Genomic DNA, 23,462 nt, shown 5'->3' with positions numbered 1-23,462 from the left:
GGTCAGAATACCCCGGTGGCCATCCCCCAGACCTTCATCCAGGAACTGCTCAACCGCGTGGACGTGGTCGACGTGGTGGGCCGCTATGTGCAGCTCAAGAAAGGTGGCGCCAACCTGATGGGGCTGTGCCCGTTCCACGGAGAAAAGTCGCCATCGTTCAGCGTCAGTCCCACGAAACAGTTCTACCACTGCTTCGGCTGCGGGGCCAACGGCAACGCCATCGGTTTCCTGATGGAACACGCCGGCATGAGCTTCATCGAGGCGGTGAAAGACCTGGCCCAGCAGGCCGGCATGCAGATGCCCGAAGACGAGGCTTCGCCGCAGGACCGCGAGCGCGCCGCGCAGCAGCGCCAGAAGCAGGCCACGCTGACGGAGGTGCTGGAGAAGGCCGCGCAGGCCTATGCGAAGCAGCTCAAGGTTTCGCCACGCGCGGTGGACTACCTCAAGGGTCGGGGTCTTTCGGGGCAGATCGCCAAGACCTTCGGCCTGGGCTACGCACCCGAGGGCTGGCGTGCGCTGGCCAGCGTGTTCCCCGACTACCAGGAACCGCTGCTGGTCGAGTCGGGCATGGTGATCGAACACGAGGACGAAAAAGGCGCCGACGGCCAGGCAAAACGGTATGACCGGTTTCGCGACCGCATCATGTTCCCGATCCGCAACGTCAAGGGCGAGTGCATCGGCTTTGGCGGGCGCGTGCTCGACAAGGGCGAACCCAAGTACCTCAACTCGCCCGAAACCCCCGTGTTCAGCAAGGGCCGTGAGCTCTACGGCCTCTTCGAGGCCCGCACCGCGATCCGCGTTGCCGGCTACGCACTGGTCACCGAAGGCTATATGGACGTCGTCGCGCTCGCCCAGCTCGGCTTTGCCAACGCCGTGGCCACGCTGGGCACGGCCTGCACGCCCGAGCATGTGCAGAAGCTGTTCCGCTTCACCGACAGCGTGGTCTTCAGCTTCGATGGCGACGGCGCCGGGCGGCGCGCGGCGCGCAAGGCACTGGACGCCGCCCTGCCCCTGGCCACCGACACGCGCAATGTGAAGTTCCTCTTCCTGCCGGCCGAACACGACCCCGACAGCTACATCCGCGCCCATGGCGAAGCCGCCTTTGCACAGTGCGTGAAGGAGGCCACACCGCTCTCGCGCTTCCTGGTCGAGGCCGCCAGTGCCGACTGCGACCTCTCCACGGCGGAAGGTCGCGCGCGCATGGCCAGCCAGGCGCGCCCGCTGTGGAGCGCGCTGCCGGACGGGGCCCTCAAGCGCCAGCTCATCGGCGAACTCTCCAGTGGCATCGGGATTGGCAGCACAGACCTTCTGCAGCTCTGGCAACAGGCGGGTGGTGATGCGCGCGCGCCGCGCACCGCAGGGCATGCGTCCTCCCATGCGCCGCACGAACCGGGTTACGACGGTGGCGCCACTTACGCCCAGGCGGGCAGCGCGCATGGCGGCAGTGGCTACCGCGGCGACGGTGGCAGCCATGGCAACAAGGGGTACGGCAAGTGGCGCAAAACCACGCCACCGCCGCCGCGCATGCTGGGCACGCGCCGCACCGGCGGCAGCCGGGCCGACCGCGCAGTAGGCCTCTTGCTCACCAACGCCCCGGCCTGGGACAGCCTCTCGGCCGACGACCACGCCCTGCTTGCCCACCTGGATGCGCCGCACGGGGCGCTGTTCAGCTGGCTCGAGGCCCAGTTGCACGAACACGGCCATCAGCCCTGGGCCGCGCTGCGCGAAGCCCTGCGCGGGCACGAGCACGAAGCCTTTGCCTGCGCGCAGGCGGAGCTGGTCACGCTGGGCGCCGACCCGGCCACCGAACTCTCCGAACTGGCCGACGTGATGAACCGGCTGCGCCGCGACGGCCTGGAGGAACAGGCTCGCCAGCTGGCCGAGCGCGTCGCTGCCGGCGACGGCGGCGCCATGGACGACTACAGGCGCGTGCGCGAGCAGTTGCAGGCGCTCATCGCGGCCAGCGCCACAAACTGACAGAAATGCCGCGCCAGCGGTATAATCCAAGGCTTTGCACCGCAAGCGCGACAGCAGCACCTCCGGCACCGGCCCGGCCCCCACGCATCGGGGCTGAATGGAACAACCTCCTGGCCACCTCAGCGACCCGCCCGGTCCTGACGGAACCCCGCAAGGACTGCACACCAAATGTTCGCCCCGACAGCTTGCAGGCCTGCCCTTTCCGGCGAAAGGCAGGCGTTGTGCCCAACAAAATCACCGGGGTTGGTCGTCATCGGCGGCCTTCAGGCGGTTTTTGTGTGTTCTGCCGGTTCCAGTTCGACATTTTTTTGAGGTCCCCATGCCCGCGAAGAAATCCAGTACGCCTGCCGCCTCCCGCACCAAGACCGCTCCGAAGGCCAGCGCCCGTGCCGCCTCCCCGGCTTCGCCCCCGAAGAAAGCCACCGCAGTGACCCAGAAGACCCCCGCCAAAGCCGCCCCCGCGAAGAAGTCCGCCACCAAGGCGGAAACCGAACTGCTTGAAGTGCCCGCAGCCAAGAAGAAGGCTGCGCCGGCCAAGACCGACGCGGCCGACAAGCCCGCCGCGAAGCGCGGCCGCAAGCCCAAGGCCGACACCAAGGCCAAGGGCAAGGCCAGCGCCGATCTGGACGACACCGACCTGAGCGACATTGAAGACGACCTGGCCGGCGACACCGAAGCCGAGGTGGTCGACACCACTGCGCAGGCGACCGAGAAGGTCAAGCCGCTGCGCATGAAGATCAGCAAGGCGAAAGAGCGCGCGCTGATGAAGGAATTCGGCCTGGACGAAACCGTCCTGTCCGAAGAGGAGGCGCGCAACCGCCGCGAACGCCTCAAGACCCTGATCAAGCTGGGCAAGACGCGCGGCTACCTCACGCACGGCGAGATCAACGACCACCTGCCCGACAAGCTGGTCGAGGCCGAAACGCTGGAAGTCGTGGTCTCGCTGCTCAACGACATGGGCGTGGCCGTCTACGAACAGACGCCCGACGCCGAAACCCTGCTGCTCAACAACACCGGCCCCACCGCCGCCACCGAAGAGGAAGCCGAGGAAGAAGCGGAAGCCGCCCTGTCCACCGTGGACAGCGAATTCGGCCGCACCACCGACCCGGTGCGCATGTACATGCGCGAAATGGGCACGGTCGAACTGCTCACGCGCGAAGGCGAAATCGAGATCGCCAAGCGCATCGAGGGCGGCCTCAACGACATGATGGCCGCCATCAGCGAAAGCCCCGCCACCATCGCCGAGATCCTGGTGATGGCCGAGGACATCCGCGAAGGCAAGGTCGTCATCTCCACCGTGGTGGACGGCTTTGCCGACGCCGACGAGGCCGACGACTACGTGGCCGAGGAAGACTTCGACGACTACGACGAGGCCGACGACGACGACGGCAAGGGCGGCTCCAAGGCGCTGACCCGCAAGCTCGAAGAACTCAAGCGCGAGGCGCTCGACCGCTTCGACGCCATGCGCGCGCTGTTCGAGAAACTGCACAAGACCTACGACAAGGAAGGCTACGGCACGCCGGCCTACCTGAAGACGCAGAAGTCCATCACCGAGACGCTGATGTCGATCCGCTTCACCGCCAAGGCGATCGAGAAGCTCTGCGGCACCATGCGCAGCCAGGTCGACGACGTGCGCAAGAAGGAACGCGAACTGCGCCGCATCATCGTGGACAAGTGCGGCATGCCGCAGGAAACCTTCATCAAGGACTTTCCGCCCAACCTGCTCAACCTCAAGTGGGTCGAGAAGCAGGCCGCCGCCGGCAAGCCCTGGAGCGTCGTGCTTGAGCGCAACATCCCGCCGGTGCAGGAGCTGCAGCAGGGCCTGATCAACATCCAGAGCAGCGTGGTCGTGCCGCTGGCGCATCTCAAGGACATCCACAAGAGGATGAACCAGGGCGAATCCACCTCGCGCGACGCCAAGAAGGAAATGATCGAGGCCAACCTGCGCCTTGTGATCTCCATTGCCAAGAAGTACACCAACCGTGGCCTGCAGTTCCTCGACCTGATCCAGGAAGGCAACATCGGCTTGATGAAGGCGGTGGACAAGTTCGAATACCGCCGCGGCTACAAGTTCTCGACCTACGCCACCTGGTGGATCCGCCAGGCCATCACCCGCTCGATCGCCGACCAGGCGCGCACGATTCGCATCCCGGTGCACATGATCGAGACCATCAACAAGATGAACCGCATCAGCCGCCAGCACCTGCAGGAATTCGGCTTCGAACCCGACGCGTCCATCCTGGCCGAAAAGATGGAGATGCCCGAGGACAAGATCCGCAAGATCATGAAGATCGCGAAAGAGCCGATCTCGATGGAAACCCCCATCGGCGACGACGACGATTCGCACCTGGGCGACTTCATCGAGGACCAGGCCAACACCGCGCCCATCGAAGCCGCGATGCAGGCCGGCCTGCGCGAAGTGGTCAAGGAAATCCTCGACAGCCTCACCCCACGCGAAGCCAAGGTGCTGCGCATGCGCTTCGGCATCGAGATGTCCACGGACCACACGCTGGAAGAAGTGGGCAAGCAGTTCGACGTGACGCGCGAACGCATCCGCCAGATCGAAAGCAAGGCGGTGCGCAAGCTCAAGCACCCGAGCCGCTCGGACAAGCTGCGCAGCTTCATCGACACGCTCTAAGCGCGGACGTTGAAATGAAAAGGGGAGCCAGTGGCTCCCCTTTTTTCTGGGACGTTGCGCGCGGCCTCTAGGGTGCGCGCGGCCGCACCACCAGTTCCGCATAGCCGGTCACCGGGTCCGCCTCGCGCGAGAACGCCCAGCCCGGCAGCAAGCCCAGCAGCACCTCGGCGGTGGTGCGCACGCGGCAACCGGGCAGAACGTGGCCGCCGAACACCGCCCCTGTTGCCGTGGACACCGACATGTGCAGGTGCGAGTGGCTGCGCCCTTCCTCGTCCACACCAACGGTGCCACACAGACTCAGGATCTCGCTGTCGCCGCCGAGCGTCTGCGCCTGGTCCGCCCCGGCAAAGCGGATGCGTGCATCACCCAGGCCGCCGATGCCCGAGATCACGAACGCGGCCCGGCAGCCCCGCTCACGCACCACCGCTTCCAGGGCTACGCGCAGATCCTGGCCTGGGGTGAGGCGGATGGGCAGGGTGTTCATGGGGCTCAAGCTGTTTCTTCCACATCGGCACCCAGATCCCCTGCAATCAGTTTGAACTGCTCCAGCGCAGCTTGCAGGTCTTCCACAATTTCCTGGGCAATGACATCGGGTGCGGGCAGGTTGTCGCTGTCCGCAAGCGAATCGTCCTTGAGCCAGAAAATATCGAGACTGGCCTTGTCCCGAGCCACGATGTCTTCATAGCTGTAGTCGCGCCAACGCCCTGTGGGCTGCTCGGGACTCCAGGTGGCCTGGCGCTGGTTTCTATTGGCCTGGTTGTAGAGCGCCACAAACTCTTCCAGGTGCTCGCGTTGAAGTGGATTGGTCTTGAGCGTGAAATGCTGGTTGGTGCGCAGGTCGTAGATCCACAGCCTTTTCGTCCACGGCGTTTTGCTCGCCGGCTTCTTGTCAAAGAACAGAACGTTGGCTTTGACGCCCTGTGCATAGAACAAGCCGGTCGGCAAGCGCATGCTCAAGCAAAAAATGAAATCTGACTCAGGCGCGCGATGACAGTCTCTTCGCGTTCCGGGTCACTCAAGAGACCGGGCAAGGCATTTGTGAAGGCGGGCAAGGCCAGCACTTTCGCCACTGACCGGGCGATATGCACCCGCACATTGTCGGGCGCGGCCTTGACCTCCTCCACAAGGGCTGCACGCCCCTCCACCACGGTCATGATGTCCTCCAGATCATGGCTCACAAACACGTCATTGCCCCCCCGATCCTGGAAGGCTTCGAACTTGGTGGCCAGGAAGTACGGCGCAGAAAGGTGGCGCAGAATCAGGCCGTCTTCGCCTGTGGTCTGCTCCGCGGACTCAAAGCCCGCCCGGTACCACGGGTTGGCAAAACCCAGCACCTTTTCGTCCAGCGGGACCAGGTCCAGTTGCAGACGGTTCCAGAACCAGCGAAACGGTGGCGTGTTGTCCGCCATGGTCTGCTTGAAGCCGCGTTGCGCCAATTGGTCGGCGAGTTGGTGGTAGCCCGCCAGCGACGCCACTTCCACAATGGCGTCCACGTCTTCGGTCGGCCTCACGTCCATCAAGCTCGGGCTGTCGATCAGCAGCCCCGTGGCGCAACCGCCCACGAACACCACCTGCTCGCACAGCGGGCCCATCGCCCGCGCCATGGCCATCAACAGCGCGAGGTTCGGATCAGCCACGAGGCAACTCCTTGCTCGGCGCGGGCGCACTCGGGTCAATGAGCGCCTGCAGCCGCTCCATGGCCATGTTCCGCTCGCGTGCCTTGCCCACACGCAGGGCATCGAACAGCGCCAGCATGTCGTACAGCTTCGCGTCCTGCATGGCGGCAAAGGGCGCAGAAGGGTGCAGCGGCTCCACCCCCATGCCGCGCACCGATCCGTTCGGGTGGGGCCAGACAAAGTCCGTGCTGCCGGGTGCAAACACCCCGGCAAACGCGGGTGCGCTGTGGCTCGTGGGCACCCCCACCGCCAGCGGAAGACGCACGCCGGGAAACGCGTACTTGGCCCCGTGCAAGGCGAACTCCGCCAGCGCCTGGGCATGTACACGCACCGGGTTGTCGAGCGGCCCGAGCTCTTCCGAGGGAATAGCACCGCGGCGCACCCGCTTGCGCGTGACCCGATAAATACCCTGCGGCTCCTGGAGCGCATGGGCTCCCGCGCTGGCTGCGCTCGCATTCGAAGCTGCTGACGCGCGGTTCTGCAGCAGCAACCCTGACAGCAATCCCCGCTTCACCGAAGCATGGGCCTCCGAAGCGCTCAGCCCCAGCTCTTGCGCCAGGCGCGCATACGTCCAGCGCTGATCACCCCAAGCCACGAGCTTGAGGGCAACGAGAAAGTCTTGAGGCTTGAGTTGCATTTGTTCAATATTCGCGATTTGCGAATACAGAATATAACAACCAGGCGACCTTTCCGCAAGTCGACACGGCTGGCCGTCAGGGATACAGCACCAGATCGCCCACCACCTGGACAACCCCGGCCTCTTCCAGACGGCGAGACAGGGCGTCCGCGTCTTCGACCGTCGCGCCCTGCCCCACGATGGACTTCAGGTGGCGCAGCAGCGAGGCGAGCTTGGTCGGGCGGTTCTTGCCCATCTTGGCCAAGGACGACTTGGCCCGCGCCAATGCCTTGTCCGCTGGAGCGGGCGCTGTCTGGATCGCTGGCTTGGTCGCCGCTTTCTTGGACACCGCCTGCGTGGCCGGCTGCTTCTTGGTAGGTACCTTTTTGGCCACAGCCTTCTTCGCCGGCGGCGCCACTTTTTTGGCCGGTGCGGCCTTCTCTGCCTTGGCCTTCTTCGCTGGCACGGCCTTCCTGGCGACTGGCGCCTTCCTGGCCTTGAACCCCAACCGCGTTGCTCTGAACTCCAGCAACTTGGCGTGACCAAGCATCGAGTCATAGCCCTTGTCGTTCGCCACCACCACCAGGTTGGCATCCGGGTGTTTGGCGGCCAGGTAGCCCAGGTAGAACGACAAATGGAAGTCCAGCGCGTTCTTGCCCTTGACCACCCTTGCGCTGCCGTCGATGTGCCCGCCCTGCAGGTGCTGGACGATAAACTCCTCGCCAAACTTGTAGGCGTTGTGGGGGCTGGCGTAGGCGTCAAATTCCTTCTTGGTCTGCCGCGCCAGGTTGCCGCGGTCCACCAGAAACAGCACGCGCCGCGCGCCGCCGAACTTGATGAGCCGGTAGATGGCGCTGATGGCGGTGAAGGTTTTGCCGCTGCCGGTGGCCATCTGGATGAGGGCGCGTGGCTTGTTGGCGGCCAGGCTTATTTCGAGGTTGGTCACGGCCTCGATCTGCGCGGGCCACAGCTTGTAGCTGGCGCCGCCCTGCCCCCATTCGGTGACCAGCGGTGGGCGGCTTTGCATGCGCCGCAGGAAGGTCGGGGCTTCGGTGACGTCGGTGACACCCGCGGCGAAACCCGCCGGAGCCGGCAAATAGCTCAACCACTGAACCAGCAGTTCAGGTCGAAAGAAGGCGAACACCGGGCGGGCGCGGGGCAAGGGGTCCAGCCCGTTGGTGAAACGGGTTTCCACCCCGGTGGACTCGAACACGAAGGGCAGTGGCCGGCGCCACGCGGGCAGGCTGGCTGGCAGCCCCTGGGCGTAGCGGGCGCTTTGCACCTCGACGCCGCTGAGGGTGGACCCTTCCTTCTTGGCCTCGATGACGCCGCAGGCCTTGCCGTTCACGTAGAGCAGGTAGTCTGCAAAGCCATGGCCGGCATTGAGCGGGAATTCGCGTATGGCAACACCTGTGCCAGCCCGCAGGTTGGCGTGGGCCACATCGCAGAAGTGCCAGCCCGCCGCATTCAGCAACGCATCGATGGTCTGGCGGGCGCGGGCCTCAGGGGTCATGCGTCGGGCGTCTTGGTCCTGGTTTCCTCTTGTTGCATTCTAGGTGGCGCCCGGCAACACCACCGTCACCGCCAGCCCCGGCCGCGCATTGCGCACTGAAAACGTTCCCCCGTGCGCCTGCGCCACCAGCCGGCACAGGTACAGGCCCAGGCCCACGCCGCCGGCGCTGCGGGTGCGCGCGGTGTCCGGGCGGAAGAATGGCTGGCCCAGGTGGGGCAGCTGGTCGTCGGGCACGCCGGGGCCGTGGTCGCGCACCTCCAGTTCAATGCCATGCCCCACCGCCCAGGGGCGCACATGCAGCTCCACCGGCTGCGCCGCGCCACCGCCGTGCCGCAGGGCGTTGCCCAGCAGGTTGCGCAGCAGCAGGCGCACGCGGATGCGGTCGAGCGCGATGGCGGGCAGGCCGCTGGCCGCGTGCAGCGCGATGCCCTGCGCTGCGGGCTGCGTGGCGGCCAGTTCGTCGATCACCTCGCGCGCCAGCGCGGCCGCGTCGGTGGGTTCGCGGTGCAGTGCGGCGTGGCGGCCGGCCAGGCGCTCGCTCTCCAGCAGGTCGCTGATCAGGCGGGCCATTTCGCTCAGGTCGCGCAGCAGGGCCTCGCGCTGCGGCGCGATCTCCTCGGTCTCGGGCAGCAGTTCGGTGTTGAGCCGCGCGCGGGTGAGCGGGCTGCGCAGTTCGTGGCTGATGGCCAGCAGCAGCGCGCGCTGGGCTTCGAGCATCTGGTGGATGTCCTGGCCCATGGTGTTGATGGTGGCGGCCAGTTCGCCCAGTTCGTCAGGGCCTTTGGGGTGGCGCACGGGAATGGGCTGGCCGAACTCGCCCGCGCCGAATCGCAGTGCGCCCTGGCGGATGTCGTCCAGCGGGCGCAGCAGGCGGCGCACATACAGGTAGGCCAGCAGCGTGAGCACCAGCAGCGCGGTGAGGGTGTAGCCGATGAGCTTGGGGCGGCGTTCGAACGCGGCCTCGTTCAGGCCGAACTCGATGCGGTGGCCGTCGGCGGTCGTGCGCTGCAGCAGCTGCTGCCAGTCCTGGTCGTCGCCCCAGCCGGCGCCATCGCCATCGCCAGCGTCCTCGCGACCGAAGCCCCGCGGCCGGTCGCGCAGCCAGCGCGGACGTTCCTGCTCCGGGTGCGAACGCCAGTTGACCTGCGGGCCCGTGATGTCGATGGTGAGTGGCAGGCGCTGCGTGATCGCCCGGGCGCGCTCGGTGCTCGGCACGCCACCGCCGCCCGACACCTCGGCCGCCAGCCGGTCCACGTAGTCCATAAGCAGGGGGCGCGCCGCCTCGCGCCAGCCGACCGAGAACGCCTTCTGCGCCCCACTGATGAAGGTGAAGGACATGGCCATGGCCAGCAGCAGAAACACCAGCACCATGCGCAGCTTGAGCGAGCAGCGCAGCGCATGCAACGCGCGGCGGTACCAGGGCGCGCGGGCGGGGGCCATGCTCATGGGCCGAGCCGGCGCAGCGCCAGCGCATAGCCGGCGTTGCGCAGGGTCTTGATGCAGTCCAGCGGTTCGAGTTTCTTGCGCAGGCGGCTGACCACGATGTCCACCGCGCGGGTGTACAGGTCGGCCTCGTGGCCACGCAGCTGGTTGAGGATGTCGTCGCGGCTGAACACGCGACCGCTCTCGCGCGCGAGCAGGTGCAGCAGGTCGAATTCGGTGCTGGTGAGGTCGACCATTTCCCCCTTGCGCAGCACGCTGCGGCGCGTCGGGTCGATGGTGAGGCCCTCGAACACCAGGGTGTCGGGGTCGGCTGCGCCGGTTTGCGCGGCGGGCCCATTGCCGCCGTTGCGCCGCCGCAGCACGGTCTGGAGGTGCGCCACCAGTTCGCGCGGCTCGAAGGGCTTGGGCAGGTAGGCGTCGGCGCCCAGTTCGAGGCCGACCACGCGGTCCATCACGTCGCCGCGCGCGGTGAGCATGACGATGGGGATGTCGCTTTCCTTGCGAATGGTGCGGCAGAGTTCGAAGCCGTCCATCTCGGGCAGCATCACGTCGAGGATGGCCGCGTCGAACAGGCCACTGCGCAGGCGCGCCAGGCCTTCGCTGGGCTTGAGCGCGTGCGTCAGTTCGAGCTCGAAACGCTGGAAGTACGTCGCCAGCGGCGTGCCGAGCTGTTCGTCGTCGTCAATGAGCAGTACGCGGTGCATGCGGCATTGTCACACCGCGCGCAGGGCACGGTGGCGCTCGATCAGGCGGCGCAGGTGCTGCTGGCCACCGCGGTCCATGCCGTCGAAGCGGTCGGCCACCGAGAGGATGGCCGGCAGCGTGAGCAGCGCCTCGGCGGGCTGGCGGCGCGAGAGCCGGGCCCACAGGCCCAGCGCGTGCTCGCGGTCGAAGCGCGGGCCCCAGACCAGGGCCAGCAGCTCGTCGTGCGGGTCGTCCACGTCGGCCAGCAGCGCGCGGCCGTGGTCGCGCAGACGCTGGGCGATCGGTTCAAGCGCGGGTGACATGCAACCGGCCCCCGCTCAACCGCGCGAGAACCAGCCCTTGCGCTTCTGCATGCGCTCGCGCACCTCGGCCTGTTGCGTGGGGTTCAGGCTGTCGTAGAAGTCGGCCAGGGCGTTGATCACGTCCGGGCTGCTCACCTGCACCACGCGCGTCTTCTCGTCGAGCAGGTTCAGTGCACGGGCGCGGTCGAACTTCTCGCCCGCCACCAGTGCGCTGATCTCGGCTCGGGGGTTGGTCGTCTGGCCGATCAGCGCGGTGCGCTGCGCCTGCAGCTTGTCGGCCAGCACGTTGAGCTTTTGCTGCTGTTCGGCGTTGAGGTCGAGCTTGCTGGTGACGCGGCTGATCACCTTGCCGCGCACCTCGGCCATGCGCTCGGCACTCATGGGTTGGTGCGCATGGTCGCCGCGCGAGCCGCAGGCGGCCAGGCCACCGATGGCGATGGAGATGCCGGTGAAAGCCATGAGCGAGCGCTTGATCCAGGGTTTCATGACGGTGTCCTTTCAATGGGACTGTTGAACATGAACGCCATGGTGCCGCCGAGGGCCGCTGCAGGGGTCTCAGCGCGGTTTCGGTTTTTTTCGCTTTGTATCAGCGCCCACAGCGCGCACGCGGGCCAGGTAGTCGCTGACGTGAGTCCCCAGGCGCGCGGCCACCATGCGCGCGATGTGCGGCAACGCGCGGCCGGCGCTGATGGCCACGCCCACGGTCTGCGGCTGGGCGCTCTTGTCCTTCAAGGGCACGAAGCACAGCTGGCCGGCCAGGATCTCCGGGCCCGCATCGAGTTCGGACGTCAGCGCCACGTGGCTGCCGCTGCGCACCAGGCTCTTGACCAGCTGCAGCGAGTTGGTCACCAGCGGCGGGCGGGCTTCCTGCAGCAGCCAGTTGTGGCGCCGCTCAAGGTAGCGGCGAATGGCCAGCGCGCGGCTTTGTGCCGCGAGCGGCCAGGCGGCCACGTCCTTGAACGTGGCCTGGGCCTGCGCGGCCAGGGGGTGCCCGGGGGCCACCACGCAGCCCAGGGGCAGCTCGGCGCTGGCCACCAGGTGCAGGTCGCGCCCGGGCTTGAGGTTGAACGCCACGGCCAGGTCCACCTCGCCCGCGCGCAGCTTGTGCACCGCCTCGTCCGGGCTGACGATGTCCACTTCGAGCACGATGCCGGGGTGCTCGCGCGCCACCGCGAGCACGAACTCTGGCAGGAAACCGTTGACGTGGCTGTCCATCGCGGCCAGCCGCAACTGGCCCTGGCTCACGCCCTGCAGGTGCTTGATGTCGGAGAGCGTGCGGTTGAGGTCGGCCTTCCAGCGTTGTGCCAGCGCCAGCAGCAGCTCGCCCGCCGCGGTGAGCTGCATGCCGCGCGGCAGGCGCTCGAACAGGGGCACGCCGAGGCCGTCCTCCAGCAGCAGGATGTGGCGGTCGATGGCGGAGGCCGAAATGGACACCTCACGCGCCGCGGCCTGCACCGAGCCGAGCTGGGCGACCGCCGCCACGTAGCGCAGAGCCTTGGGATGCAGCATGTGGCTGGTGGGGTTCATGCGTTCTGAAAATTGGAATGCAACGTATTGAATTATGCGATGGACAGCAATGCAATGGCGGCTCAGACTGCGGCCAGCATGAACACTTTCCCCACCAAGCCCCTGCCCTGGGACGCCCTGGCCGAACTCGACGAAGCCGGCTTTGTCGCGCGCCTGGGCTCGGTGGTCGAGCACGCGCCCTGGGTGGCCCGGGCAGCGTGGTCGGCCCGGCCGTTCGCGCACTGGGACGCGCTGTACCAGGCGTTTTCGCAGGCGATCCACAACGCCGACCCATCACTGCAACGGGCGCTGCTGCTCGGCCACCCGGAGCTGGCGGGTCGCGAGGCGCGCGAGGGCAGCATGACGCCCGACTCGCAGGGCGAACAGGGCCGCCTGGGGCTGCTGGCGCTGGACGCGCCCACCGTCGCGCGCATCGCCACGATCAACCAGCGCTACCGGGAGCGCTTCGGCTACCCCTTTGTGGTGGCGCTTCGGTTGCACACGTCCCTGGAATCGGTGTTCCACCACGCCGGGCAGCGCATGGCGCATGACGACGCCACCGAGCTACACACCGCCCTGCAGCAGGTCTGCGAAGTGATGCGCGGTCGGCTCGCCAGAGCGGTCACCCCTGTTCCTTCCCCCGTCATCCACACGCCCACATCAACCCCATCGGAGAGCCCATCATGAAATACCTGCCCCACCGCCGCCTTTTGCTGGTCAGCGCCCTGCTGGGCCTGAGCGTGCCGGCGCTGCACGCCCAGAGCTGGCCGCAGAAGCCCATCCGCATCGTCGTGACCTTCGCGCCAGGGGGGTCGTCCGACATCGTGGCGCGGCTGCTGCAGCCCGGCCTGCAGGAAAAGCTGGGCCAGGTGGTGATCGTGGAGAACAAGCCGGGCGCGGGCAGCACCATCGGCGCGAACGAGGTGGCCCGGGCCGCGCCGGACGGCTACACGCTGCTGCTGTCCAACACCGCGCCCATCAGCATCTCGCCCTTCATGATGGACAAGGCGCCGTACGACCCGGTCAAGAGCTTCAGCCATGTGGCCTACATCGGCTCCGTGCCCAATGTGTTCGTGGTGCACCCCTCGGTGCCGGCGCGCACCCTGCCCGATCTCGTGAAATGGATCAACGCGCAACCCAAACCTGTGAACTACGGTTCGGGCGGCGTGGGCTCGATCGGTCACATCGTCGGCGAGATGTTCAAGCAACAGTACAAGCTGAACATGGAGCACGTGCCCTACAAGGGTTCGTCGCCCATGCACAACGACCTGCTGGGCGGCACGCTGCAGTTCGCGGTGGACACCCTGACGCAGAACGTGCCCTACATGAAGGACGGCAAGCTGGTGGGTCTGGCGGTGACCTCGCGCACCCGCGCGTCGATGTCGCCCGACGTGCCCTCCGTCGTCGAGGCGGGCTACCCGAAACTGGTAGCCGACAACTTCCTGGGTGTGTCCGCGCCCGCGGGCACGCCGGCGGAGGTGGTCGACAAAATCAACAAGGCCGTGAGTGAGGTGGTGGCTCGGCCCGACATCACCAAACGCCTGTCCGACCTCGGCGTGGACCCCATGCCCATGAGCGCGGCGCAGTTCACCCAGTTCGTCACCGATCAGGTGCGCGACTGGGCTCCGGCGGTGAAGGCCTCCGGTGCACGCTTGAACTGAACGCGATGAGCGGCGGACTCTCCATTCATTGCGTGGACGTGGCCAGCGGCCGCGTCGCCGAAGGCCTGCAGGTTTCGCTCAGGCGCCTGGGCCCGGACGGCGAGCCGACCGGGCCTGTGCTGGCCGAAGGCCGCGTGGGTGCCAACGGCGTGCTGCAGCACCCGGCGCTGATGGGCGAAGCCATCACGGCCGGTGGCTACGAGGTGCGTTTCGAGGTGGGCGACTTCTACCGCGGCCAGGGCACGGCCGTGCCCGATCCGGCGTTCCTGGAAACCGTGCCCTACCGTTTCCACATCGCCGACGTGTCGCAGCACTACCACCTGCCATTCAAGTTCACGGCCTGGGGCTTTTCGCTGTTCCGCGGCGGCGCCTGACGCGCCAGCCGTTCAATACGTTTCCGTATCGACTTCGCGGTTCGACTGTTCGTTGTAGCGATTGCCGCTCACCGTGCGCTGGTTGATCAGTGCGTCCAGCTCGGCGAGCGTGGCGGCGTCGAGCTTCACGTCCACCGCGGCCAGGTTGTCGCGCAGGTGCTCCACGCGCGCGGTACCGGGTATTGGCAGGATGTCCGGCCCCTGGTGCAGCAGCCAGGCCAGCGCGAGCTGGGCGGGCGTGCAGCCCACCCGGTCGGCAATCGCCCGGTACGGGGGCAGCAGTTTGAGGTTGGCCGCGAAGTGCTCGGGCGTGAAGCGCGGCATGGCGCGGCGGATGTCCCTGGCCTCGAAGGCGTTGACGTCGAGATCGTCGCCGCAGAGGAAGCCGCGCGCCACCGGGCTGAAGGCCACGAAGGCGATGCCCAGCTCACGACACGTGTCGAGCACCGCGATCTCCGGGTTGCGGGTCCAGAGCGAGTACTCGGTCTGCACCGCGGTGATCGGGTGCACCGCATGCGCCTTGCGCAGGGTGCTGGCCGAGACCTCGGACAAACCCAGTGTGCGCACCTTGCCCGCGCGCACCAGGTCGCTCATGGCGCCCACGCTGTCTTCCACCGGTACCTGCTTGTCCCAGCGGTGCAGGTAGTACAGGTCGATCACGTCCGTCTTGAGCCGGCGCAGGCTGTCCTCGCAGTTGCGGCGGATCGCCTCGGGCCGGCCGTCGATCACGCGCTTGACGCCGTCGTCGAACTGCACGCCGGCCATGCCGCCCTTGCTGGCCAGCGTGAACTGGTGGCGGTGCTTCGAGAGCACGTTGCCCACATGGGTTTCGCTGGCACCAAAGCCGTAGAGCGCCGCGGTGTCGAAATGCGTCACGCCTTCGTCGAACGCGGTGAGCAGCACCCGCTCGGCCTGCTCCTTCGACACCGGCGCGCCGTAGGCGTGGCAGATGTTCATGCAGCCCAGGCCAAGGGCCGAGACACTGAAGGGGCCGAGCTGGCGTTGTTGCATGGCGTTCAGCTGTTCGCGTTGAGCTGCTGTTCCAGCTGGTGCAGCACTTCGTAGCAGGCAAACACGCGCGCCACGCTGGAATTGGGCTCGCGGCCTTCCTGGATGGCAGCAAAGAACTCGCGGTCCTGCAGCTCGATGCCGTTCATGCTCACGTCCACCTTCGACACGTCGATCTTCTCTTCCTTGCCGTTGAACAGGTCGTCGTAGCGCGCGATGTAGGTCGCGGTGTCGCCGATGTAGCGAAAGAAGGTCCCGAGCGGGCCGTCGTTGTTGAACGAGAGCGAGAGCGTGCAGATCGCGCCGCTGGCGGCCTTGAGCTGGATGCTCATGTCCATGGCGATGCCCAGCACCGGGTGGATCGGGCCCTGGATGGCGTTGGCCTGCACGATGGGGCTGTTGGCCTGGTAGGCGAACAGGTCCACCGTGTGCGCGGCATGGTGCCACAGCAGGTGGTCGGTCCAGCTGCGCGGCTGGCCCAGCGCATTGGTATTGGTGCGGCGGAAGAAGTAGGTCTGCACGTCCATCTGCTGGATGTTGAACTTGCCGGCCTGGATTTCCTTGTGCACGTACTGGTGGCTGGGGTTGAAGCGGCGCGTGTGGCCGCACATGGCGACCAGGCCGGTCTGCTTCTGCAGCGCCACCACGTCCTGCGCGCCCTTGAGGCTGTCGGCCAGGGGAATCTCCACCTGCACGTGCTTGCCGGCCTTGAGGCAGGCCATCGTCTGCTCGGCGTGCATCTGCGTGGGCGTGCAGAGGATGACGGCGTCCAGCTCCTTGAGCGCGAGCGATTCGGACAGATCGGTGGTGACGTGGCCGATGCCGTACTGGGCGGCCACTTCCCTCGTCTTCTCCAGGTCGCGGCTGATCAGCGAAATCACTTCCACGCCGTCGATGTTCCTGATGCCGTCCAGGTGCTTGATGCCGAAGGCGCCGGCGCCAGCCAGCGCCACTTTGATGGTTTTGCTCATGTCTTTACTCCAGTTGGGGACAGAGCTTGCCGCTTGGCGGCGGCGGTCTGTCCCGCAAGGTTATTGGTTTTCCAGAATCAGGTGGCCCACCGCCGTGTTCGACGCGGGCACATGGTAGAAGCGTTGCACGGCCTTCGGGCGTGGGCCGCCGGCCGCATCGGCCATCGCGCCGCGCGCGATCAGCCACATCACGAGTTCGATGCCTTCACTGCCCGCCTCGCGCACGTAGTCGATGTGCGGAATGCTGGCGGCGGCCTCGGGGTCGTTGACCAATTTGTCGAGGAAGTCGTTGTCGAAGTCCTTGTTGATCAGCCCCGCGCGCGGGCCCTGCAGCTGGTGGCTCATGCCGCCCGTGCCCCAGATGTGCACGTTGATGTCCTCGTCATAGCTCGCCACGGCTTTGGCAATGGCCTTGCCCAGGTTGTAGCAGCGCCGCCCGCTGGGCACCGGGTACTGCACGACGTTCACCGCGAACGGGATCACCGGGCAGGGCCAGGCGCCCTTCACGGGGTCCTGCTGGCCGCACATCAGCGACAGCGGCACGGTCAGGCCGTGGTCCACGTCCATCTTGTTGACGATGGTGAGGTCGAAGTCCTGCTGGATCACCGATTGCGCGATGTGCGAGGCCAGCTCCGGGTGGCCCTTCACCACCGGCACCGGACGCGGTCCCCAGCCTTCGTCGGCCGGCTGATACTCCGCCGCCGTGCCGATGGCGAAGGTCGGGATGATGTCCAGGCTGAAGGCCGTGGCGTGGTCGTTGTAGACCAGGAAGATCACGTCGGGCTTGTGGTCCTTCATCCACTGCTTGCCGAACTCGTAGCCCTGGAACACGGGCTGCCAGTAAGGCTCCTGCGTCTTGCCGAGGTCGAGCGCGGCGCCGATGGCGGGCACGTGCGAGGTGTAGACGGATGCGGTGATGCGTGCCATGTTCAGTTCACTTTCCGGCCTGCGGAGCCTTGCGGTTGGCGGTGTGCCTGGGCGTCGCCGTCTTCACCGACCACGCGGTTGCCCTGGGCCGAGCGGCCACCGGCGACCATCATGTTGCGGTATTCCTCTTCCGTCATGCCGGTCATGGAGCCCGCCATTTGCTGGAAGCTCTTGCCGTCGGTCGCGCCGATCTTGGCCAGGAAGTAGATGTTGCCGCCCAGGCGGATGCACCAGTTCAGGTCGCGCGCGAGCACGGCCTGCTTCTGTTCTTCCGTCATGGCCCATTCGTCGAGATACGCGCGCTCGTCCTTCTTGAAGCGCTCGCGGTTCTCGGCCTTCATCAGGCTCATGCAGAACTGGTTGAGCCAGTAGCCCTTGCGGCTCTGCTCGGCGTCGAAGATGGTCGTGCCGGGCACGTCCAGGTAGGGTTTGTCGAGTGCCATGGTTATGCCTCCCGCCGAGCCGCCTCAAGGGCGGCATGCGCCCCCTGGGGGGGCAGCGAATACACGAAGTGAAGAGCGTGGGGGTTCATTGATTTTCCTCCGGCCAGTAAAGGCGCATGGGGTTGTCCACCAGCAGCTTCTTCTGCAGCTCGGCCGTGGGCGCGATCTGCGGGATGAAGTCGACCAGCAGGCCGTCGTCGGGCATGTGCTTCCTGAGGTTGGGGTGTGGCCAGTCGGTGCCCCAGATCACGCGGTCGGGGAACTCGTCAACCACGCGGCGGGCGAAGGGCACCACGTCCTGGTAGGCGGCCCGCTCGCCATCGAGGGCGCTGGGGCCGGTGACGGAGAGTCGCTCGGGGCAGGTCACCTTGCTCCACACGTTGGGGTGCTCGCGCATGAACTTCAGGAACAGCTCGAACTCGGGGCCGTCCGCCGGCTTGCTCACGTCGGGCGTGCCCATGTGGTCCACCACCACGGTGGTGGGCAGCGCGGTGAAGAAGTCCCACAACTCGGGCAGGTCCACCGCCTCGAAGTAGATGACCACGTGCCAGCCCAGCTTGTGGATGCGGGACGCGATCTCCAGCAATTCCTCCTTGGGCGTGAAGTCCACCAGGCGCTTGACGAAGTTGAAGCGCACGCCTCGCACACCGGCGGCGTGCAGGCGCTGCAGTTCTTCATCGCTCACGCTGCGTTTGACCGTGGCCACGCCACGCGCCCTGCCGCCGCTGGCGACGCAGGCATCGACCATCGCGCTGTTGTCCGCCCCGTGGCAGGTGGCCTGCACCACCACGTTGCGCGAGAAGCCCAGGTGGTCGCGCAGCGCAAACAGCTGTGCCTTGCTCGCGTCGCAGGGCGTGTACTTGCGCTCGGGCGCATAGGGAAATTCGGCGCCTGGTCCGAACACGTGGCAGTGCGCGTCCACGCTGCCGGGGGGCAGCTGGAAGCGCGGCTTGCTCGGGCCGTCGTACCAGTCGAGCCAGGTGTCGGTCTTGGTGAATCCACCGGAAGTTGGTTTGCTCATGCGTTGATCTCAGTCGATGTACTTGAGGCCCGCGGCAGCCAGCGGCTCGCGCATCTTGTACATGTCCAGCCCCAGCACGCCGCTGGCCAGCTTGGCGCGCTTCTCGCCCTCGAAGCTCTCGCGCTTGCGCGCGGCGTCGAGCGTGGCGGCGGCGCGCGCGGCGGGCACGCAGACCACGCCGTCGTCGTCGGCCACGATCACGTCGCCCGGCGTGACCAGCATGCCGGCGCAGACGATAGGGATGTTCACCGACCCCAGCGTGGCCTTGATCGTGCCCTTGCTGCTGATCGCCTTGCTCCACACCGGGAAGCCCATCTTCTGCAGCTCCCTGACGTCGCGCACGCCGGCGTCGATGACCAGGGCGCGCGCGCCACGGGCCTGGAAGCTGGTGGCCAGCAGGTCGCCAAAGTAGCCATCGGTGCACTCGGCCGTGACGGCCGCCACCACGATGTCACCCGGCTGGATCTGCTCGGCCGCCACGTGCATCATCCAGTTGTCCCCCGGCTGCAGCAGCACGGTGACGGCGGTGCCGCTGACCTGCTGGCCGGGATAGATCGGGCGCATGTAGGGCTTGAGCAGGCCCACGCGGCCCATGGCCTCGTGCACCGTGGCAGAGCCCAGCGCGGCCAGGCCGTCGGCGGCCGCGCGGTCGGCGCGGTGGATGTTGCGGTAGACGACGCCCAGTTCGTACATGTTCAGCCTCCGATGAGCCGCCTCAAGGAGGCGATAGCCCCCATGGGGGGCAGCGAATACACAAAGTGAAGAGCGTGGGGGGCCATTACTTTCCTTTGGATTTGAGGCGCGCATCCAGGCGCGGGAACACGCGGCGCACATTGCCTTCGTAGATCTGGTGCTTGTCGTCCGCACTCAGGATCTTCGAGGCCTCGATGTAGCGCTTGGTGTCGTCGTAGTAGTGGCCGGTGGTCGGGTCGATGCCGCGCACCGCGCCGATCATCTCGCTGGCGAACAGCACGTTCTTCACCGGGATCACGGTGTTGAGCAGGTCGATGCCGGGCTGGTGGTAGACGCAGGTGTCGAAGAACACGTTGTTCATCAGGTGCGTGTCCAGCAGCGGTTTCTTCATCTCCTGCGCCAGGCCGCGGAAGCGCCCCCAGTGGTAGGGCACGGCACCGCCGCCGTGGGGAATGAGGAACCTCAGCGTGGGGAAGTCCTTGAACAGATCGCCCTGGATCAGCTGCATGAAGGCGGTGGTGTCGGCGTTGAGGTAGTGCGCACCGGTGGTGTGGAAGCAGGCGTTGCAGCTCGTGCTCACGTGGATCATGGCCGGCAGGTCGTACTCAACCATCTTTTCGTAGATGGGGTACCAGTGCCGGTCGGTCAGCGGCGGGCTGGTCCAGTGGCCGCCCGACGGATCGGGGTTGAGGTTGATGCCGACCGCGCCGTATTCCTTGACGCACTTTTCCAGTTCCGGAACGCAGGTCGCCGGGTCCACGCCGGGGCTCTGCGGCAGCATGGCCACGGGCACGAAGTGGTCGGGGAACAGCGTGGAGACGCGGTAGCAGAGTTCGTTGCAGATGGCGGCCCAGGTGCTGGAGACGTTGAAGTCGCCGATGTGGTGGGCCATGAAGCTCGCTCGCGGCGAGAACAGCGTGATGTCGCTGCCGCGCTCCTTCATCAGCCTGAGCTGGTTGGTCTCGATGGACTCGCGCAGCTCGTCGTCGCTGATCTTCAGATCGGCCACTCTGGGCATCTGCGCCGGGTCCTTGATGCCGGCGATCTGCTGGTTGCGCCAGGCCTCCAGCGCCTTGGGGGCGGTGGTGTAGTGGCCATGGCAATCGATGATGAGGCTCATGAGGTCTCCGGTGGTTTTCTTGAAATGGTCAGGCGGGTTCCATGCCCTGGCGGCGCTTGGCCGCCTCCGCCTCGGGCGATGTCATGAAATTCAGCAGGGCGCGCACCTGGGCGTCCCGAGGGGAACCGGCCGCCACCCCCACCGGCACGCCGGCGGAAAAGATGGTGGTGATCTCGACCCCGGGCGGCATGCCGCCGACCAGTGTGATGCCTTCGACATGGATCAGCTCGCTGAGCTGCTGGAAGCCGAGTTCGACCTCACCGCGCGCCACCAGCGTGCCCACCGGCACACCGGGCGGCGCCTGCACGGTGCGTTCGCGCACCGCGTCGGCAATGCCCCAGCGCTCGAACAGCGCCGCCAGCGCCACACCGCTGGGACCGGTGGAATAGCTGATGTTGCGCGCGGTCAGCACGGTGCGCCTGAGCGCGTCGTCCGAACCGATGTTGGGCACCGGCGCGCCCGCGCGCACGGCGATCGCCACGCTGGAGCGCACGATGTCGACGCGGCTGCCCGCACGCAGGTGGCCGGCAGCGATCAGCTTGTCGATCGCGTCCGAGCCCAGCACCACCAGATCGAAGGTCTCGCCCGCGGCCACGCGCTTCGCGGCATCGACGCCACCGACCGACTCGATCGCCACCGCACAGCCCGCGCGCTGCCCAAAGGCCTCACCCAGCTCGCTCAGCACCTGGCGGGTGGCCATGGACGAAATGCCTCGGAGGGTGGGGGTTGTCTCGGTGTTCATGGTCGGATGCGTGATGAACTTGGCATTGTGGACCTCGCCACCCCTCTAGAAAAGCTGCAGCCACCGCTAGCAGCTAGAACAAAATTACATAACTATGATCATGGATTCCACCCGGGCTCTTCGATGGATCTGAAACAACTCGAATACTTCGTGCGCGTGGCCGAACTCGGCAGCTTCACGCGCGCGGCCACCGCGCTCAACGTGGCGCAACCTGCGCTCTCGCGCCAGGTGCGCCTGCTCGAAGTGGAACTGCGACAGAACCTGCTGGTGCGCAACGGCCGCGGCGCCACGCCCACCGAAGCGGGCAAGCTGCTGCTGGCGCACGGGCGCGGCATCCTGCACCAGGTGGAGCGCGCGCGCGAGGAGCTGGGCCGCGTGCGCGGCGCGCTCGCCGGGCGTGTGGCCATCGGCCTGCCGCCCAGCCTGGCGCGTGTGCTCACGGTGCCGCTGACGCGGGCCTTCCGCCAGCACCTGCCGCAGGCCAGCCTGTCGATCAGCGAGGGGCTGTCGGTCGCGATGCAGGAGTGGCTCACCACCGGCCGGCTGGACATCGCCGTGCTCTACAACGCGCAGCCCTCGCCCGATCTGGACATCCTGCCGATGAAGGACGAGGAACTGATGCTGGTGGAGCTGCGCCCCCCAGGCCTGCCCGAAGACCCGCCTCCCGCGGCCATTCCCTTGCGCGAGGTGGCCGCCCTGCCGCTGGTGATTCCGAGCCGGCCCAACGCGATCCGCATGCACGTGGAGACCGAGATGGCCAACATCGGCTGCCGGCTCAACGTGGCCCTGGAGATCGACGGGGTCTCGGCCATCCTCGACCTGGTGGCCGATGGCGCGGGCGCGGCCCTGCTCTCGCGCAACGCCGTGGCCAGTTCGATCCGGCCCTCGGCCTACCGCATGCGGCCGGTGAGCGAGCCGCCGCTGCGCACCCGCCTGTGCCTGGCCACCAGCTCGCAGCGACCGGCCACGCTCACGCAGCAGGCGGCGCTGGACCTGATACGACAGGTGTTGAACTGAGCCCCTGCCGCGCATCGCGGCGGGCGGCTATCCCTTCAGCATCCAGAGGATGGCGCTGAGGGTGAAGAAAGAGGCCACGGTCGTGGCCAGCAGGGACGCGGCGGTGAATCCCTCGAAACCATGGCGCTGCGCCAGCAGTGGGTAGATGCCCAGCATCGGCATGGCGGCGGCCAGCACGGCGGCCACGCGCAGTTCGCCGTCCAGCGCGGGCAGGCCCAGCAGGGGCAGCACGCTGACAGCCACCCACACCGCCGCCGGGTGCAGCAGCAGCTTGCCCGTGGCCACCTGTGCCACCTGGCGCCGCAGGCCCCGCACCTGCAGGCCCACCAGCGAGCCGCCGATGATGAACAGCGCCAGGCCGCCGCTGGCCGCGCCGAACAGGTTGACGGTGCGCGCGAGCACGGCGGGGAGTTGCCATCCGGTCAGGGCGACGCCGAACCCCAGCACGATGGCGATGATCATCGGGTTGCGCGCCAGGCGGCCCAGCGTCTGGCGCAGCGCGTCTTTCCACGACAGGCGCGCCGCGCCCGATGCCCCCACGTCGGCCAGCGTCATGAGCAGGGGCAGCTTGAGCAGGTTTTCCACCAACAGGTTCATGGCCAGCGCCACGCCGGCCAGCGGGCCGACCGCGAGCAGCAGCACCGGGTAGCCCACGTAGCCGCTGTTGCAGCAGCTCATGCCCATGGCCATGTAGGCGCTCTCGCTCAGCCCGCGGCGCTGCAGGCGGTGCGCCACCCACAGGCTGGTCAGCAACAGCGCCATCGAACCGGCACCGTAAGCCAGCAGGTAGCCGGGTTGCCACACCTCGGCCAGCGGGCGCGAGGCCAGCGCGTTGAACAACAGCGCGGGCAGCGCGATCTGGATCACGAAGCTGCCCAGCACCCGCATGTCGGCCGGCGAGAACACGCGCCAGCGCACGCTGGCGAAACCCAGCGCGATGCACAGATAGATCGGCCCGGTGATGGCCAGGATGTCGAGCAAGAGATCGCCCCGAACTGGAGAAACGAAAAAAGGTCCGGCGCGCGCGGACCTTCCAGGGCACCCGAGGATCCGGCTGCGCCGGTCCCAGGGTGCGCCCCCCTTCGAGGGGGGACCCGCGCAGCGTGGCG

General features: G+C 67.2%; 25 protein-coding genes. 6 read left to right on the top strand and 19 right to left on the bottom strand.

The features are described 5' to 3' along the window. Positions 1-15: 15 nt before the first annotated feature. Together dnaG and rpoD are read left to right on the top strand one after the other, a co-directional pair. Complete coding sequence (gene dnaG / locus AB7P10_RS04400; protein WP_428292632.1) at positions 16-1,977, top strand: DNA primase; 1,962 nt, start codon at positions 16-18, stop codon at positions 1,975-1,977. 319 nt (positions 1,978-2,296) lie between these two features. After that, the gene (gene rpoD / locus AB7P10_RS04395; protein ID WP_428292631.1) at positions 2,297-4,615 is read left to right on the top strand and encodes an RNA polymerase sigma factor RpoD; all 2,319 of its coding nucleotides are present in this window, start codon (positions 2,297-2,299) and stop codon (positions 4,613-4,615) included. 67 nt (positions 4,616-4,682) lie between these two features. Here rpoD and AB7P10_RS04390 read toward each other — a convergent pair whose 3' ends face one another. The 10 genes from AB7P10_RS04390 to AB7P10_RS04345 form a co-directional block, all read right to left on the bottom strand. Continuing rightward, the gene (locus tag AB7P10_RS04390) at positions 4,683-5,099 is read right to left on the bottom strand and encodes a PPC domain-containing DNA-binding protein (RefSeq protein ID WP_428292630.1); all 417 of its coding nucleotides are present in this window, start codon (positions 5,097-5,099) and stop codon (positions 4,683-4,685) included. Positions 5,100-5,104: 5 nt separating this feature from the next. Continuing rightward, positions 5,105-5,566: an N-6 DNA methylase gene (locus AB7P10_RS04385; RefSeq protein ID WP_428292629.1), complete on the bottom strand. Its 462-nt coding sequence runs from the start codon at positions 5,564-5,566 to the stop codon at positions 5,105-5,107. A gap of 2 nt (positions 5,567-5,568) precedes the next feature. Then, the gene (locus AB7P10_RS04380) at positions 5,569-6,252 is read right to left on the bottom strand and encodes a hypothetical protein (protein WP_428292628.1); all 684 of its coding nucleotides are present in this window, start codon (positions 6,250-6,252) and stop codon (positions 5,569-5,571) included. Beyond that, on the bottom strand, positions 6,245-6,928 hold the full coding sequence (locus AB7P10_RS04375; RefSeq protein WP_428292627.1) for a hypothetical protein: 684 nt from the start codon (positions 6,926-6,928) through the stop codon (positions 6,245-6,247). Before AB7P10_RS04375 ends, AB7P10_RS04380 begins: the two co-directional genes overlap by 8 nt. Before the next feature lie 76 nt (positions 6,929-7,004). Further along, positions 7,005-8,420, bottom strand: coding sequence for a DEAD/DEAH box helicase family protein (locus tag AB7P10_RS04370; RefSeq protein ID WP_428292626.1), 1,416 nt, complete (start codon positions 8,418-8,420; stop codon positions 7,005-7,007). A 39-nt stretch (positions 8,421-8,459) separates the two neighbouring features. Continuing rightward, the gene (locus AB7P10_RS04365) at positions 8,460-9,866 is read right to left on the bottom strand and encodes a HAMP domain-containing sensor histidine kinase (RefSeq protein ID WP_428292625.1); all 1,407 of its coding nucleotides are present in this window, start codon (positions 9,864-9,866) and stop codon (positions 8,460-8,462) included. Beyond that, positions 9,863-10,567: a response regulator transcription factor gene (locus AB7P10_RS04360; RefSeq protein ID WP_428292624.1), complete on the bottom strand. Its 705-nt coding sequence runs from the start codon at positions 10,565-10,567 to the stop codon at positions 9,863-9,865. Before AB7P10_RS04360 ends, AB7P10_RS04365 begins: the two co-directional genes overlap by 4 nt. Positions 10,568-10,576: 9 nt before the next feature. After that, on the bottom strand, positions 10,577-10,870 hold the full coding sequence (locus AB7P10_RS04355) for a hypothetical protein (protein WP_428292623.1): 294 nt from the start codon (positions 10,868-10,870) through the stop codon (positions 10,577-10,579). 15 nt (positions 10,871-10,885) lie between these two features. Next, positions 10,886-11,356, bottom strand: coding sequence for a Spy/CpxP family protein refolding chaperone (locus AB7P10_RS04350; protein ID WP_428292622.1), 471 nt, complete (start codon positions 11,354-11,356; stop codon positions 10,886-10,888). 69 nt (positions 11,357-11,425) lie between these two features. Then, positions 11,426-12,397 (bottom strand): LysR family transcriptional regulator, encoded by a 972-nt coding sequence (locus tag AB7P10_RS04345; RefSeq protein WP_428292621.1) that lies wholly within the window; start codon positions 12,395-12,397, stop codon positions 11,426-11,428. A gap of 78 nt (positions 12,398-12,475) precedes the next feature. Between AB7P10_RS04345 and uraD the strand changes: the two genes are divergently transcribed. The 3 genes from uraD to AB7P10_RS04330 are packed head-to-tail and all read left to right on the top strand — an operon-like array spanning position 12,476 to position 14,411. Then, on the top strand, positions 12,476-13,063 hold the full coding sequence (uraD, locus tag AB7P10_RS04340) for a 2-oxo-4-hydroxy-4-carboxy-5-ureidoimidazoline decarboxylase (protein WP_428292620.1): 588 nt from the start codon (positions 12,476-12,478) through the stop codon (positions 13,061-13,063). Then, complete coding sequence (locus AB7P10_RS04335; RefSeq protein ID WP_428292619.1) at positions 13,060-14,037, top strand: Bug family tripartite tricarboxylate transporter substrate binding protein; 978 nt, start codon at positions 13,060-13,062, stop codon at positions 14,035-14,037. The genes uraD and AB7P10_RS04335 overlap by 4 nt, the downstream gene beginning before the upstream one ends. Positions 14,038-14,042: 5 nt before the next feature. Next, positions 14,043-14,411 (top strand): hydroxyisourate hydrolase, encoded by a 369-nt coding sequence (locus AB7P10_RS04330; protein ID WP_428292618.1) that lies wholly within the window; start codon positions 14,043-14,045, stop codon positions 14,409-14,411. Between the two features lie 12 nt (positions 14,412-14,423). Here the strand turns inward: AB7P10_RS04330 and AB7P10_RS04325 are convergent, their stop codons facing one another. The 8 genes from AB7P10_RS04325 to AB7P10_RS04290 all read right to left on the bottom strand — a co-directional run bounded on the left by AB7P10_RS04325 (position 14,424) and on the right by AB7P10_RS04290 (position 21,336). Then, a complete protein-coding gene (locus AB7P10_RS04325; RefSeq protein ID WP_428292617.1) occupies positions 14,424-15,422 on the bottom strand; it encodes an aldo/keto reductase in 999 nt (332 codons plus the stop codon). Between the two features lie 5 nt (positions 15,423-15,427). Then, the gene (locus tag AB7P10_RS04320) at positions 15,428-16,390 is read right to left on the bottom strand and encodes a Gfo/Idh/MocA family oxidoreductase (RefSeq protein WP_428292616.1); all 963 of its coding nucleotides are present in this window, start codon (positions 16,388-16,390) and stop codon (positions 15,428-15,430) included. A 60-nt stretch (positions 16,391-16,450) separates the two neighbouring features. Then, the gene (locus AB7P10_RS04315; protein ID WP_428292615.1) at positions 16,451-17,317 is read right to left on the bottom strand and encodes a class III extradiol dioxygenase subunit beta; all 867 of its coding nucleotides are present in this window, start codon (positions 17,315-17,317) and stop codon (positions 16,451-16,453) included. Positions 17,318-17,319: 2 nt separating this feature from the next. Then, positions 17,320-17,760 carry a protocatechuate 4,5-dioxygenase subunit alpha gene (ligA, locus tag AB7P10_RS04310; RefSeq protein ID WP_428292614.1) on the bottom strand — a complete coding sequence of 147 codons (441 nt, stop codon included), beginning with the start codon at positions 17,758-17,760 and terminating at the stop codon, positions 17,320-17,322. A gap of 85 nt (positions 17,761-17,845) precedes the next feature. After that, positions 17,846-18,781, bottom strand: coding sequence for an amidohydrolase family protein (locus tag AB7P10_RS04305; RefSeq protein ID WP_428292613.1), 936 nt, complete (start codon positions 18,779-18,781; stop codon positions 17,846-17,848). A 9-nt stretch (positions 18,782-18,790) separates the two neighbouring features. Next, positions 18,791-19,474 (bottom strand): 4-carboxy-4-hydroxy-2-oxoadipate aldolase/oxaloacetate decarboxylase, encoded by a 684-nt coding sequence (ligK, locus tag AB7P10_RS04300; RefSeq protein ID WP_428292612.1) that lies wholly within the window; start codon positions 19,472-19,474, stop codon positions 18,791-18,793. Positions 19,475-19,559: 85 nt separating this feature from the next. Continuing rightward, complete coding sequence (locus AB7P10_RS04295; protein ID WP_428292611.1) at positions 19,560-20,594, bottom strand: amidohydrolase family protein; 1,035 nt, start codon at positions 20,592-20,594, stop codon at positions 19,560-19,562. A gap of 28 nt (positions 20,595-20,622) precedes the next feature. Next, complete coding sequence (locus AB7P10_RS04290; protein WP_428292610.1) at positions 20,623-21,336, bottom strand: substrate-binding domain-containing protein; 714 nt, start codon at positions 21,334-21,336, stop codon at positions 20,623-20,625. Positions 21,337-21,459: 123 nt separating this feature from the next. Here AB7P10_RS04290 and AB7P10_RS04285 point away from each other — a divergent pair, with 123 nt between their 5' ends. Further along, positions 21,460-22,353 (top strand): LysR substrate-binding domain-containing protein, encoded by an 894-nt coding sequence (locus AB7P10_RS04285; protein ID WP_428292609.1) that lies wholly within the window; start codon positions 21,460-21,462, stop codon positions 22,351-22,353. 27 nt (positions 22,354-22,380) lie between these two features. On the opposite strand, the gene AB7P10_RS04280 is transcribed toward AB7P10_RS04285, so the two are convergent. Continuing rightward, positions 22,381-23,334 carry an AEC family transporter gene (locus tag AB7P10_RS04280; protein WP_428292608.1) on the bottom strand — a complete coding sequence of 318 codons (954 nt, stop codon included), beginning with the start codon at positions 23,332-23,334 and terminating at the stop codon, positions 22,381-22,383. Positions 23,335-23,462: the final 128 nt, after the last annotated feature.

It is taken from the genome of Hydrogenophaga sp. (genome assembly GCF_050182545.1).
Lineage (GTDB): Bacteria > Pseudomonadota > Gammaproteobacteria > Burkholderiales > Burkholderiaceae_C > Hydrogenophaga.
The sequence above is the reverse complement of the archived record's forward strand: the minus strand, read 5'-3'. Positions and strand labels throughout refer to the sequence as shown.